This is a genomic window from Sphingobium tyrosinilyticum (assembly GCF_042654265.1).
Classification (GTDB): domain Bacteria; phylum Pseudomonadota; class Alphaproteobacteria; order Sphingomonadales; family Sphingomonadaceae; genus Sphingobium; species Sphingobium tyrosinilyticum.
On record NZ_JBHSFZ010000064.1, the window covers coordinates 253,656 to 265,348 of the forward strand.

The 11,693-nt window shown below is 63.1% G+C and carries 12 protein-coding genes and 1 tRNA gene; 7 read left to right on the top strand and 6 right to left on the bottom strand.

Annotation, left to right across the window (positions count from 1 at the left end; translation table 11 throughout):
• Nucleotides 1-9: 9 nt before the first annotated feature.
• Both ACFO3E_RS18660 and ACFO3E_RS18665 read right to left on the bottom strand, forming a co-directional pair.
• Nucleotides 10-660 (bottom strand): MOSC domain-containing protein, encoded by a 651-nt coding sequence (locus tag ACFO3E_RS18660; RefSeq protein WP_066528187.1) that lies wholly within the window; start codon nt 658-660, stop codon nt 10-12.
• 44 nt (nt 661-704) lie between these two features.
• A complete protein-coding gene (locus ACFO3E_RS18665; RefSeq protein ID WP_380806950.1) occupies nt 705-923 on the bottom strand; it encodes a hypervirulence associated TUDOR domain-containing protein in 219 nt (72 codons plus the stop codon).
• Between the two features lie 118 nt (nt 924-1,041).
• On the opposite strand from ACFO3E_RS18665, the gene ACFO3E_RS18670 reads away from it, so the two are divergent.
• From ACFO3E_RS18670 to ACFO3E_RS18690, 5 genes are all read left to right on the top strand, one after another.
• Nucleotides 1,042-2,220 carry a glycosyltransferase family 4 protein gene (locus ACFO3E_RS18670; RefSeq protein ID WP_380806953.1) on the top strand — a complete coding sequence of 393 codons (1,179 nt, stop codon included), beginning with the start codon at nt 1,042-1,044 and terminating at the stop codon, nt 2,218-2,220.
• Between the two features lie 27 nt (nt 2,221-2,247).
• Nucleotides 2,248-3,564, top strand: a complete 1,317-nt coding sequence (locus ACFO3E_RS18675) for a replication-associated recombination protein A (RefSeq protein ID WP_380806954.1) — start codon at nt 2,248-2,250, stop codon at nt 3,562-3,564.
• Between the two features lie 18 nt (nt 3,565-3,582).
• Entirely contained in the window at nt 3,583-4,443 is an 861-nt protein-coding gene (locus ACFO3E_RS18680; protein WP_380806956.1) for a hypothetical protein, read from the top strand.
• 31 nt (nt 4,444-4,474) lie between these two features.
• Nucleotides 4,475-4,549, top strand: a tRNA-Thr gene (locus tag ACFO3E_RS18685).
• Between the two features lie 45 nt (nt 4,550-4,594).
• Nucleotides 4,595-4,972, top strand: coding sequence for a YkvA family protein (locus ACFO3E_RS18690; RefSeq protein ID WP_380807186.1), 378 nt, complete (start codon nt 4,595-4,597; stop codon nt 4,970-4,972).
• Nucleotides 4,973-5,468: 496 nt separating this feature from the next.
• On the opposite strand, the gene ACFO3E_RS18695 is transcribed toward ACFO3E_RS18690, so the two are convergent.
• The 3 genes from ACFO3E_RS18695 to folE all read right to left on the bottom strand — a co-directional run bounded on the left by ACFO3E_RS18695 (nt 5,469) and on the right by folE (nt 7,748).
• Entirely contained in the window at nt 5,469-6,245 is a 777-nt protein-coding gene (locus ACFO3E_RS18695; RefSeq protein ID WP_066528172.1) for an enoyl-CoA hydratase-related protein, read from the bottom strand.
• Nucleotides 6,246-6,306: 61 nt separating this feature from the next.
• The gene (locus tag ACFO3E_RS18700) at nt 6,307-7,143 is read right to left on the bottom strand and encodes an SDR family oxidoreductase (RefSeq protein ID WP_380806959.1); all 837 of its coding nucleotides are present in this window, start codon (nt 7,141-7,143) and stop codon (nt 6,307-6,309) included.
• Nucleotides 7,140-7,748, bottom strand: coding sequence for a GTP cyclohydrolase I FolE (folE, locus tag ACFO3E_RS18705; protein ID WP_066529427.1), 609 nt, complete (start codon nt 7,746-7,748; stop codon nt 7,140-7,142). The genes ACFO3E_RS18700 and folE overlap by 4 nt, the downstream gene beginning before the upstream one ends.
• Before the next feature lie 193 nt (nt 7,749-7,941).
• On the opposite strand from folE, the gene ACFO3E_RS18710 reads away from it, so the two are divergent.
• Nucleotides 7,942-8,523 (top strand): nucleotidyltransferase family protein, encoded by a 582-nt coding sequence (locus tag ACFO3E_RS18710; RefSeq protein WP_066528158.1) that lies wholly within the window; start codon nt 7,942-7,944, stop codon nt 8,521-8,523.
• A gap of 4 nt (nt 8,524-8,527) precedes the next feature.
• Here ACFO3E_RS18710 and ACFO3E_RS18715 read toward each other — a convergent pair whose 3' ends face one another.
• The gene (locus tag ACFO3E_RS18715) at nt 8,528-10,189 is read right to left on the bottom strand and encodes an MFS transporter (protein WP_066528156.1); all 1,662 of its coding nucleotides are present in this window, start codon (nt 10,187-10,189) and stop codon (nt 8,528-8,530) included.
• A gap of 174 nt (nt 10,190-10,363) precedes the next feature.
• Here ACFO3E_RS18715 and ACFO3E_RS18720 point away from each other — a divergent pair, with 174 nt between their 5' ends.
• Nucleotides 10,364-11,572 carry an acetyl-CoA C-acetyltransferase gene (locus ACFO3E_RS18720; protein WP_066528153.1) on the top strand — a complete coding sequence of 403 codons (1,209 nt, stop codon included), beginning with the start codon at nt 10,364-10,366 and terminating at the stop codon, nt 11,570-11,572.
• Nucleotides 11,573-11,693 lie beyond the last annotated feature (121 nt).

The window sequence follows — 11,693 nt, forward strand, 5'->3', positions numbered from 1 at the left end:
TTCGTCCACCTACTCCGCCAATTTTCGCGCCCGGTCGCGCCAAGCCTCGGCCAGCACCGGCATGCCCGCGAGCGCTCGCACAGCGTCGGGTTCTGCCTTGTGCCCGCCGCCGATCAACAGCCTGAAGACGCGCGCGATCGGCCATTGGGGCAGAGGACGGTCGAGCAGGTCCATGCGGCCTTGCGGCTCCGCCTCCCCTTCCCGCAGCACGCGGAAATAGAGGCCCGAGCGGCCAGTCTTGACGATCGTCGCCAGCACATCGCGCGCGCCGAAGCGGTGGTCGAGTTTCCAGCAGGGCTGACGACCGTGGCTGACTTCGACAATCGCGCTGCCGAGGGAAAAGCGATCGCCGAGGCAAATCTGCTCCTCGGTCATGCCGTGGGACGCGACATTCTCCCCGAAAGCACCCGGCGCAGCCAGCAACCGATGATCCGGTTTGCGCTCGCGCCACCAGGCATAATGGTCCTGCGGGTAGAGATGGATCGCCTTGTCCCAGCCGCCATGATGGATGGGATCGGCGACCGCGTCCCCTTCCAGCCCGAGCCAGCCGATGCGAACCGTGCCGTCCACAGGGCGCTTGGCGATGGCGCTATAGTCTCCGTCCCGGAAAGGAACCGGCGTGCCAGTCAGCAATGCTTCGACGACAAGATGATCAGCCATGCGGTCCTATGGCAGGGGCGCAGGCTCTTGGCGAGTAGCTAGGGTCAGGCGCGGCTGAGTTCCGAACCCAGTTTCAGGACTTCGCTGCCATTGTCGGTCTGGACGAGATAGGCGGGGTTCCTGGCCGATCCATTGCGGCGGATCAGCGCGCCTTCAATCGTCCGTTCGACATGCCGGTCGAACCTTTCGGCGACCCGGCCACGGCCAACGCCCTGGCCCCAGTTCCACTTCACCCGCATTCCTTTGCGGAAACTGTCGGTCATTCCATCCTCTCCTGCCGCAGCGGCATTGCGGACTTTCCACATGATTGCAGTGACAAAAATCCCCGTCCCGCATGCGGTTCCCTTGGGTTTTTCGTTCGCCTGGGTTAAGGGGCGGCGGATGGATGTCACTGGCCTTCGCGTCGCGCTCTTCAGCGGCAATTACAATTATGTGCGTGACGGCGCCAACCAGGCGCTCAACCGTTTCGTGGGTTATCTGCTGAGTCAGGGCGCGGCCGTGCGCGTCTATTCGCCGACCATCGCGACGCCCGCTTTTGAACCAACCGGCGACCTTGTCAGCGCGCCATCCTTCGCGGTTCCGGGGCGTCGGGAATATCGCGTCCCCTATCGCATGTCGGGCGCCGTTCGTCGCGACCTCAAGCGATTTCGCCCCAACCTCGTCCATGTCTCAAGCCCCGATCCACTGGGGCACAGGGCGGTGAGCTGGGCACGGAGCGGTGGACTGCCTGCGGTCGCGTCGGTTCATACGCGTTTCGAAACCTATCCGCGCTATTATGGACTGGCCTTTCTGGAGCCCGTCATCGAATCCCTGCTGCGCCGCTTCTATCGCCGGTGCGATGCGATCGTCGCCCCGTCCGAATCGATGGCGCAGCTGCTGCGCGAACAGCGGATGAGCTATGATGTCGGCATCTGGACGCGCGGGATCGACCGGCGGATTTTCAATCCGGGCCAGCGCGACCTGGCGTGGCGGCGGTCGCTGGGCATAGAGGATGATGAGGCGGTGATCGGCTTCATCGGCCGATTGGTGATGGAAAAGGGGCTGGACGTCTTTTCCGACACGATCGACCAGCTGGCGCTGCGGCATGTGCGGCACAAGGTAATGATCGTGGGCGAAGGACCCGCGCGCGAATGGTTCCAGAATCGCTTGCCCAACGCGATCTTCACCGGCTTTCAGAAGGGCGCGGACCTGGGTCGTGCCGTCGCCAGCATGGATATGCTGTTCAACCCGTCCATCACCGAAACTTTCGGCAATGTGACGTTGGAGGCGATGGCCTGCGCGCTACCCACCGTTGCCGCCCGGGCAACGGGCAGCGAAAGCCTAGTGACCGAAGGCGTGACGGGACGCCTGATCCGCCCCGGAGCAATCGGCGCCTTTGCCGATGCGCTCGCGGCCTATTGCACCAATCCGCACGCGCGCGCCGATGCAGGAGCAGCCGCCAGGGCGGAGGCGGAGCGTTATGGCTGGGACCAAGTGAACCAGGCGCTGGTCGATACCTATATCCGCGTCATCCGCCAGCGGTCCCAAGGCGCTCTGCTGCGCTCCAGCCCGGTTCCTTAACGGCCGCGCTTTCCCTATATCGGGTCGATGGCTGACCTTTTCGCTTCCGACGCAGAAATAACCGGGGAGCCAGCGGAGAATGCCCCGCTGGCCGATCGGCTGCGCCCCCGCACCCTGTCCGATGTTGTGGGCCAGGACCACCTGACCGGGCCGGAAGGCGCGATCGGGCGAATGGTGGCGGCGGGGCGGCTTTCCTCCATCATCTTGTGGGGACCGCCGGGCACGGGCAAGACGACCATCGCCCGCCTGCTGGCCGATGCGGTGGACATGCGCTTCGAACCGATCTCGGCCGTTTTTTCAGGCGTGGCCGACCTGAAGAAGGTCTTCGCCGCAGCCAAGGATCATGCCCGGCGCGGCGAAAAGACGCTGCTGTTCGTGGATGAGATCCATCGGTTCAATCGCGCGCAGCAGGACAGTTTCCTGCCCTTTGTAGAGGATGGAACGGTCACGCTGGTCGGGGCGACGACGGAAAATCCGAGCTTTGAACTGAACGCGGCGCTGCTGTCCCGCGCGCAGGTGTTGATCCTGCACCGGCTGGACGCTGCGGCGCTGGAACTGCTGCTGGACCGGGCGGAAGCGCTGACCGGGCGGCCGTTACCGCTGACGGCGGCGGCGCGGGACGCCTTGCTGGCGAGCGCAGATGGCGACGGGCGTTTCCTGCTGAACCAGGTCGAAACGCTCTATTCGATCGATATTGGCGAGCCGCTGGATGCGGCGGGCCTTTCCGCCCTGCTCCACCGGCGGATGGCGGTCTATGACAAGGATCGGGAGGGACATTACAACCTCATCTCCGCGCTGCACAAATCGCTGCGCGGGTCCGATCCGCAGGCAGCGCTCTACTATCTGGCGCGAATACTTACGGCGGGGGAGCAGCCGCTCTATGTGCTGCGGCGGCTGGTTCGCTTCGCCAGCGAGGATATCGGCCTCGCCGATCCGCAGGCGCTGGTGCAATGCCTCGCGGCCAAGGATGCCTATGACTTTCTCGGCAGCCCGGAGGGTGAGCTGGCGATCGTTCAGGCATGCCTTTATTGCGCCACTGCCCCTAAATCCAATGCCGCTTATGGGGCGATGAAGACGGCCTGGAAGTCGGCGCGCGACACCGGATCGTTGATGCCGCCCAAGAATATCCTGAACGCGCCCACCCGGCTCATGAAGGCGATCGGCTATGGCAAGGGCTATCAATATGATCATGATAGCGCGGAGGGCTTTTCAGGGGACAATTACTGGCCTGAGGAGATGGACCCGCAGACCTATTACGCGCCCACCGATCGCGGCTTTGAGGCGCGGGTAGCCGAACGCATGGCTTATTGGGACCGCCTGCGGGCAGAGCGCCCCGAGAGCTGAGAGAGGGTAGCTGCGTCCATGACCCCGCGCTTCGCTCGCTATGCGGCGATCGATTGGTCGGGCGCGAAGGGCGTGCGGCACAAGGGGATCGCGGTTGCCCTGTGCGAGCGTGGGGACGCCGTGCCGCGGCTGATCCACCCGCCCGAAGGCGGGTTCTGGTCCAGATCAGCCGTCGGCGAATGGCTGGTCGCGGCTGCGGCGGAAGCGCCCACATTGTTTGGGTTCGATTTCAGCTTCGCCCCGCCCTTCGTTGCACGGCAAGCCTATCTGCCAGGTGACGAAGTGCCCGTGACCGGGCCAGACTTCTGGGCCTATGTCGATCACATATGCGACGATCCCGACCTTGGGGCGGCCAGCTTGCTCCACGTCACGCATCGGCGGCACTTCTACTTCGGCAAGGCTGATGGGATGAAGGCCGATTATATGCACAATCGGGTGTGCGAAGCGCATTATAATGCGGGCGGCGGCGGCAAACCGTCCACCGTCTATGACGCCATCGGCGCAGCACAGGTGGCGAAGGCGAGCTTCGCGGGGATGCGGCTGCTCCATCATGTGCGCCGCCATGTGCCCGTCTGGCCCTTTGATCCGCCGCCGCGATTTGGCTCGCTGGTCGTCGAAATCTATACCAGCATCGCCGCAAAGGCGGCCGGACGTCCCAAGGGGCGGACGAAGATGCGCGACTTGGCCGCTCTCAATGATGCGCTCTTCGCGCTCGGCTCTGCGCCGTATAAGGGATTGCCGCCCGACGATCATGGAGCCGATGCGATCGTCACCGCGGCCTGGCTTCGCAATGTCGCTCCCCGGCCGAGCCTGTGGACGCCGAGGCCGCTCAATCGACATATTGCCGCAACGGAGGGCTGGACGTTCGGCGTCATCTGATAGTAAGGCGCTTCACCGTCCAAACGGACATGCCGGATTAGCACAGTGGTAGTGCAGCGGTTTTGTAAACCGAAGGTCGCGGGTTCGAATCCTGCATCCGGCACCAGCCTTCCTAAATAGCCTGCGCCACCTTAAGGCTGAGATCATGTCGATGATCTGGCAGAGGCTGCGGGCGTGGGCGAAAGGCATGAAGGCCGACATCCTCGCCCTCTGGATAGCGGCGCGCGATAGCCGGACCCCGGCTGTTGCGAAGCTGATCGCAGCCATCGTCGCGGCCTATGCACTTAGTCCGATCGATCTGATCCCGGACTTTATCCCTGTGATCGGCTATCTTGACGATCTTCTGATCGTACCGCTTGGCATAGTCCTGGCCGTTCGGCTCATTCCCCCGCCGTTGATGGAGGAGTATCGGGCGGAGGCTCAGCGCCGGTCGGCGCGTCCGTCCAGCCGTGCAGGCGCCGCGTTTCTGGTCTTGCTATGGCTGGCTGCTGCAGCGGCGATGTGGCTGTGGTTTGAGCCTAAGACGTAAACGGTGCCCCAGTGCAAAATGGGGGCCGGCATTTCTGCCGGTCCCCACTTCCGTCGTGTCTCAGGATCCGCTTCCCGTTCAGGATGCGATCATCGGACTCGGCGCGCGATGCTTTACCTGAAAGGCTCTGCATCGTGTTGGCTCCAGTCATCCGGCATTTTCAGCCATATCCCGCAGCCTGCCTTCAATTCCAATGCCCGACGTTCGCTTTCGCGCGTGCATGGCATCGTCATTTGAAGACCATCCGGCTTTTGTTCGATCCTTTCGGCTCCAACATCCGCTTGATGACCGAAACGTCCGTCAAATCATTGATTTCTCTTTGATTTGAAGATCCGGATTTCTCCGTTTCGTCGTTCGTTTCGATGAATTGATGGTCTCACCAAAAGCGAGTCGCTCAAAGCGGAATCTTACTCGGCGAAGACAGCATGCATCTAAAGCTGTGGATAATTGTGGATATTTTTTTGCTGCTGCCTGAGAGCCGCAAAAGTCCCTTTTTTCAGCGCCCCTTCCAAACGCCGGGACGCTTTTCCACGAAAGCAGCCATCCCTTCGACCCGATCCTCAGTGGCGGTCAGCAGCTGGAACAGGCGGCGTTCGTTCAGGAGGCCCTGAGCCAGACCGGTTTCGAAGGCGAGGTTCACCATCTCCTTGTTCACCATCGTCGCCATGGGAGGCATGGCAGCGATCGCGGCCGCAGTCTTGAGCGCATCATCCACCAGCTCGGCCGCAGGAACCACGCGCGAGACGAGGCCCGAGCGTTCCGCTTCTTCAGCGCCCATCATGCGGCCCGTCAGGCACATTTCCATCGCCTTCGCCTTGCCCACTGCCTTGGTGAGGCGCTGCGACCCACCCATGCCGGGCGCGACACCCAGCTTGATTTCGGGCTGCCCGAATTTGGCGGTGTCGGCGGCGATGATGAAGTCCGCCATCATTGCCAGTTCACAGCCGCCCCCGAGCGCAAAGCCTGCCACGGCCGCGATCCATGGTTTGCGGGTTGCGACCACATCACGCTGCCAGCCGGAGAAGAAGTCCTCCAGGAAGAAGTCCGCTGCTTCCTTGGTCGCCATCTCCTTGATGTCGGCACCCGCGGCGAAAGCCTTTTCGCTGCCCGTCAGCACAAGACAGAGTTGCGAGGGATCGGCATCATAGGCGGCGAAGGCCGCACTCAAATCCGCCAGCACCTGTGTATTCAGCGCGTTCAGCGCTTGCGGCCGGTTGAGCGTGACCAACGTTACCGCATCGCGCTGTTCGACCAGGATCGTTTCAAAGCTCATCGTCAATCTCCCCAATATCTTGCGACCGCATGTGCGGTGGGAGCGCAGCCTTCCCGGCCGCTCACCGCCCCATATGCATGAAGTCGCGATCATAGCTGCGCAGATGCGCGCCGCCGTCGACATAAAGCGTCTGCCCTGTAACAGCGCTCGCCTGCGCGAGATAGAGGGCGGCTTCGGCGATCTGTTCCGCCAGCGGCAAGCGGCCCAGCGGCATCGCGGATTGCAGCTTTTCCATCTGCTCCTCGTCGTAATCGGGCGTCGCGATGGTGAGGCCGGGCGCTACCGCGTTGACACGGATATGGGGCGCAAGGCTGGAGGCAGATAGCCGGGTCAGCCCCGCCAACGCCGCCTTGGACAGCGTATAGGCCAGCTGGTCAGCATGAGGGTGATCGATTCGCTGATCCAGGATGTTGATGATGCAGCGATCCGCAACGCCCGCTGGGATCGTCGCGAACGACTTTGTAAGGAGTGCGGGCGCTGCGCAATTGACGGCATAATGGCGCATCAGATCATCGGCTGTGACGTTGTCCAGCCGATCCTGGCCGAAGATAGCGGCGCTGTTCACCAATATGTCGGGCGGGCGGCCAAATCGCTCCGCCACCTTGGCGACCAATTCTTCCGCGCTTTCCGGGTCGGTAAAATCGGCAGTGAAGCCGTCCCACTCGGTCCCGCTTTCATCGAGGGCGAGGGCAAGTGCGGAGTCGAGACGCGTATCGTGACTGCCGTGGATCGCGAGGGAATAACCGGCGCGTGCGAAGCCCGCCGCGATCACGCCGCCAAGCCGCCTGTGTCCGCCCGTCACGAGCGCAAGCCGCTTGTTCGCCAGCGGCAGAGATCCTTCCGTCCGCCCGCGTGCTCCGCCCAGAGGACGGTAAGCAGGTGCTTCCTCCTCACTCACGAGTCGATGAGCTTCAGCACTTCCTCGCGACTTTTTTCATCATCGCGGAACACGCCGAGCATCCGGCTGGTCTTCATGAGAACATTGGGCGTTCGCACGCCGCGTCCTGTCATGCAGCCATGGGTGGCTTCGATGACGACGGCGACACCCTGCGGCTTCAGATTTTCCCAGATGCAGTTGGCGACTTCGGCGGTCAGCCTCTCCTGCACCTGCAGCCGGTTGGCGAAGGCATGCAGCACGCGGGCCAGCTTCGATATGCCGACCACATATTTGCCCGGCAGATAGGCGATGTGACCCCGGCCAATGATCGGCGCCATGTGATGTTCGCAATGCGATTGGAACGGTATGTCCTTCAACAGCACGATATCGTCATAGCCGCCGACTTCATGGAAGATTCGAGACAGGTGATAGGCCGGGTCGGCATTATAGCCGCGACAATATTCGCGCCAGGCGCGCGCGACACGTTCGGGAGTTTCCAGCAGACCTTCGCGTTCCGGATTGTCACCCGACCAGCGGATCAACGTCCGGATGGCCTCTGACACATTTGCGGGCACGGCTTCCTTGATAGCTTCGCCTACAGCCTCGGCATCGGGATCATAGTCCATGGCAGGCACTACTCCTGTCTGTTTTTGTTCAGCGCGCATATGGCGGCTCTACAAGCGGAACGCCAGTCTCCTTTGCTCATGTTATGGACAGAATTCCGGATGGCTGGCAGATCATCGACAACAATAAGAAATCGGTTCGCTATCCATGATCTTTCCGTTGCCTTTTTCGCCTCAGCCGCGCGCACTCTGACGCATGCGGACCGAGCAGATCGCCGCCGTGCTGTTGGCCGCAGGCATGTCTTCGCGCTTTGGCGAGGAAGACAAGCTGATGGCCGACCTGCGCGGCAAACCCGTGATCGCCCACACGCTGGAAGCCGTCGCCTCACTCGCCTTTGCGGAACTGGTCGCGGTGGCGCGGCCGATCGGTCAGGCGCCGGACATTCACCGTAGGCTGGAGCGGCGCGGCTACAGCATAGTGGTCAATGATCATCCCGAAGAAGGGCTGGCGAGCAGCATCGTCCGGGCGGTGGAGCATGTCATGCCGATCAAGCGGTGCCGGGGCATCCTCATCTGCCTTGGCGACATGCCTTATGTGCCGCAGTCGCATTATAACCGCATATGCCTGGCGGCGGAGGATGTGCGGTCGGTGGTGGCGAGCACGGATGGCTTCTCCTCCTCCCCACCTGCCTTCGTCGGACGCAAGCATTTTCCGGAGCTGCTGACGCTGCGTGGAGACCAAGGCGCGCGGGCGCTGCTGAGCCGGGGCGTGCAGATAGAGGCGATGGGAAGCGCCCTACTGGATATCGATACGCCGGATGATCTGCCCGAAGCTTGAGCTATCAGCTTGACCGGGTGGGATCGGTCATGGGGTCGTCCATTTCGCGTACATCCGGCATGCGGCCGATCGGAAGCGAGCCCGTTTGCCGCTCCAGCATACGATGAACTACCGGCGGATTCGGTCCGCTATGCAAGGCTGCGAGGGCGTCTGAATTAGCGGTGTCGGCCATGGTGCGGCGGCTGTTATGGCGAACATAATCTAGCCATGTCGAAACATGATAGCGCTCGATCCACAATTCCGGGTCAGCGAGATCGCGCAGCAGCGACCAGCCATGCGCGCCGTCGCGCCGCCGGATGCGCCGCCTCTCGCTCATCGCCGCGAGGAACGGGACGATCGAGCCAGCGGGGATGCGATATTCGATCGTGACGACCACCGGGCCACTGCGGGGTTCGATCGGCACGGCGGTCTGCGGTTCCTGCCAGCGGTTCAGCAGGTCGAGATTTTCATCGCCGGTCTGAGACAATGGACGGAACAAGCCGATCATCGCGGCTGCAAGCTGCACCCCAGCGGCGACGTGAAGTGAGGTGACGACGCCGAGATGTTCGGCCAGCCAGCCGAACAGCCATGCGCCCAGCGCCATGCCGCCGAACGCCGTCATCTGATAAAGGGCGACCGCGCGCGCGAGGACCCATCGGGGGGCGGACATCTGGACCGACACGTTGAAGGTCGAAAGCGCGATGACCCAACCTGCGCCGCATAGCAGGAAGCCCGCTATCGCCACGGCAAGCCACCCAGTGGAGGCGGCGATCGCGGTGCCTGCAGCCAACGCAAGGGCGGCGGAGCGGACAATGGGTTCGATCGCGAAGCGCCGGCGGAGCCTGCCGGAGGACAGTGCGCCCAACACCGCCCCGATCCCGAACGCGCCGCTGAGCAGGCCGAAGGTGAGCGCGCCGCCGCCCAATATGTCGCGGGCGATAAGAGGCATGAGGGCGGAGACCGCGCTCGCACCGATGCCGAAGGCCGCGCTGCGGAGCAGGACCAGCTGGATCTTGGGCGACATGGCGACGTAGCGCACCCCCGCCCGCATCGCGACGCCAAGCCGCTCGCGGGGCAGAAGTTGGGGGGGCCGGTCCGGTTTCCAGCGGAGCAGAACCAGAGAAAGGCCGATATAGCTCAGCGCATTGGTCAGGAAGGCGGCGGCGGCGCCTGCGGCTGCGACGATGACGCCGCCGAGGGCCGGGCCGACGCTGCGGGCGAGGTTGAAGCCCATGCTGTTGAGCGCGACGGCGCTGGGCAATTGAGAGCGCGGGACCATGTCGCCGACGGACGCTTGCCAGGCCGGGCCGTTGATGGCGGTGGCGCAGCCGACGAGGAAGGTGAAGGCAAGGAGCGACCAGGGCGTCAGCAGTCCTGCCCAGGCGAACAGGGCGAGAAGCGCGGACACCATCAGCATGAAGATTTGACAGCCGAGCATGACCAGCCGCCGATCGAGATTGTCGGCGACCGCACCCGCCCAGAGCGAGAGCAGCATGATCGGGAGGGTCGTGGAGGCAGGGACCAGCGCGACCAGTTGAGGCGAACCGGAAAGCGACGTCATCATCCAGGCCGCGCCGACGGACTGGATCAGGCCGCCGAAGTTGGACGCGAGGCTGGCGAACCATACCGCGCGGAAAATGGGGATGGCGAAAGGCGATGGCGCTGGAGGGGAATCAGCCTCTGACACTGATGATGCTTGAACCCGAATTGGACTGGAGCGTCAAACCCGGCGGAGGGGCAATGGCTCCGAGAGAGCGGAATTGATGAAGGAAATAGCGAGAAGAACGCGTTTTCGGAAAGGCTTGCACTTTACGTAAACGTAAATACATTTGCTGCGCCAGCGGAGAGGAATGACGAAGCGATGGAAGCCTTTATCTACGACGCCGTACGGACGCCGCGCGGCCGGGGCAAGCCTGACGGGTCGCTGCACGAGATTACGCCGGTCCAGCTGGCGACACAGGTGCTGGAGGCGGTGCGGGACCGGAGCGACATCGACACGGCGGACATTGATGACGTAATCCTCGGCTGCGTTACCCCGATCGGCGAACAAGGCGGCGACATTGCGCGAGCCGCCGTGCTGAACGCGGACTATGCCCAGACGGTGCCGGGCGTGCAGATCAACCGTTTCTGCGCGTCGGGACTGGAAGCGGTGAACATGGCCGCGGCGAAAGTCTATTCAGGCGAAGCGGGTCTCGCGATCGGCGGCGGGGTCGAGTCGATGAGCCGGGTGCCCATGTCATCGGACGGCGGCGCGATCGCGATGGACCCGGCCGTCGCCTACAAGACCTATTTCGCGCCTCAAGGCATAGGCGCGGACGTCATTGCGACCAAATTCGGGATCAGCCGCGACGATGCGGACGCCTATGCAGTGGAAAGCCAGCGGCGGGCGAAGAAGGCATGGGACGAAGGGCGGTTTTCCAAGTCGATCCTGCCGGTCAGGGACATTATCGGCCAGGTAATGCTGGACCATGACGAGCATATGCGACCCGATGCGACGATGCAGTCGCTCGCCGCCCTAAAGCCCAGCTTTGCGGCGTTGGGCGAGGAAATGCCGGGCTTCGATACGGTCGCGCTGCTGAAATATCCCGAGTTGGAGCGGATCAACCATGTCCATCATGCCGGGAACAGTTCCGGCATCGTCGATGGCGCCGCGGTGGTGCTGGTCGGCAACAAGGAGATGGGCGAGAAATATGGGATGAAGCCCCGCGCCCGCATCAAGGCGATGGCGTCGATCGGATCGGAACCGCTGATCATGCTGACCGGGCCGGAATTCGTCGCGGGCAAGTTGCTCAACCGAGCGGGCATGAGCAGCCATGACATCGACCTGTGGGAACTGAACGAAGCCTTTGCCAGCGTGGTGCTGCGCTACATGCAGGCGATGGACCTGGACCATGACAAGATCAATGTGAATGGCGGCGCGATTGCGATGGGCCATCCGCTGGGCGCGACGGGCGCTATGGTGCTGGGGACGGCGCTGGATGAACTGGAACGGTCCGGCAAGGGCACGGCGCTGGTGAACCTGTGCGTGGGTGCGGGCATGGGGACCGGGATTATTATCGAGCGGGTTTGAGCAGGGATTTGGCCGTTCGTCCTGAGTAGCCATTGAGCGAAGTCGAAATGGCGTATCGAAGGAATGATGCTTCGATACGGGTCTTCGACAAGCTCAGCCCCTACTCAGCACGAACGGCGGA